2 protein-coding genes are annotated in these 1,561 nt (G+C 48.0%); both read left to right on the top strand.

What is annotated here, in order from left to right; all coding sequences use genetic code 11:
* On the top strand, nucleotides 1-1,059 hold a 1,059-nt coding region (locus BOW51_RS10680; protein WP_153039650.1), incomplete at its 5' end, for a S8 family serine peptidase.
* A gap of 262 nt (nucleotides 1,060-1,321) precedes the next feature.
* A partial coding sequence (locus tag BOW51_RS10675; RefSeq protein ID WP_442468228.1) for an HvfA family oxazolone/thioamide-modified RiPP metallophore occupies nucleotides 1,322-1,561 on the top strand: 240 nt, incomplete at its 3' end.

Genomic DNA, 1,561 nt, shown 5'->3' with positions numbered 1-1,561 from the left:
ACCGTGGTTGTGGCAGCGGGAAATTCGGGCGGCAATGCAGCAAATTTTTCTCCGGCAAGTTGCGACGATATACTGACTGTCAGTGCCGTAGGCTATGACAAGAGCCTGGCCTACTATTCAAATTTTGGCCTGGATATCGATGTTGCCGCACCCGGCGGCAATATGAGCCAAAATCTCTCAGGTGACAGCGATCCTGATGGTGTTTATAGCACCATGGGTGACGATACGCCGACATATGTGACATACGACTATGTTTATTATCACGGAACCTCGATGGCAACACCGCACGTTGCCGGTGTTATCGGCTTGATGAAATCAGCCAATAATGCGCTAACACCTGATGATATCGAGGCGATGCTGATTAATGGCTACCTGACGGAAGATATCGGGCCTACCGGATTTGATACCAGCTTTGGACATGGCCTGATAAGGGCAGACCTGGCAGTGAGCGCAGCCAAGAGTCCACCTGTTATTCCTCCGAATCTTGCTGTCTACCCGGGCGAGCTCGACTTTGGTTCAATTTTTTCCCTTGCAACTTTGACTGCATCCAATACTGGCGCCAGCGGACTGATTGTAATTGATGTCTCAGACAATCAGCCATGGCTGACGGTGGCAGAATCAGAGACAACGGATGGGCTTGGGACCTACACGGTTCATGTTGACAGAAGTGGTCTTTCAGCCGGCAATCACAATGCGACGATCAGTTTTGACTCAAATAATAACGATATAAACGTGAATGTCAGCCTGTCGGTTGGCCCGGTGGATGCTTCAGCAGATGTCGGTTATATCTACGTTCAGCTGATCGATACAGACACTGACAGTGTTCTTGATACGGTAACTCCGAATGGTTCCGGATTCTACAGCTTTACCGGTGTTCCAAACGGAAACTATAATATCGTTGCTGGCACAGATTACAATAATGATGGCGCCATCTGTAGCAGGGGTGAAGCCTGTGGTGCATATACGACTCTCTATGATCAGCAAACTGTCACTGTGTCAGGTTCAGATGAAACCGGATTAAACTTCACAGTTGGCCACGAGGTGATCTTGTCGCCATAGATTGAGACACAGTAAAACGGTGTAAATAGACGTAACCAGCAGTTTAATAAAACGGCTGGTTACGTCTATTTACACAAAAATCAGTGGTTTATCACGTATTTGCCGAAGTGCGATGATACGCACGGGCAGAAAATTTCAATTTTTTTCATTTTTTTTCAAATTGTCTGTAAGGATTCCTTCCTGCAGACGACTAAACTTGCGAACCCGAAATTAAATCAGGTTTTTGATTAATAACTTTGCTGTTCTAAAAGGAGAATGGAATATGAGTAAGTACGACGCAAACTTCCGCACTGTAGCTTCTGGTGCAATCATCGCTCTCGGTCTGGCTGGTACTGCACACGCTGCAGCTGATGCCAACCCGTTCGGGCTGACTGCACTAGACAACGGTTATCGCGTTGCCCAGGCTGCTACTGAAGGTAAGTGCGGCGAAGGTAAGTGCGGCGGCAACAAGGCCAAGGCAGCTACTGAAGCTAGCTGTGGCGGTGACAAGAAAGCCGGTGAA

The organism is Solemya elarraichensis gill symbiont (genome assembly GCF_002021095.1).
In the GTDB taxonomy this organism is placed as follows: domain Bacteria; phylum Pseudomonadota; class Gammaproteobacteria; order Chromatiales; family Chromatiaceae.
Note: the sequence above shows the minus strand (reverse complement) of the source record. Positions and strands in the feature narration are given on the sequence as shown.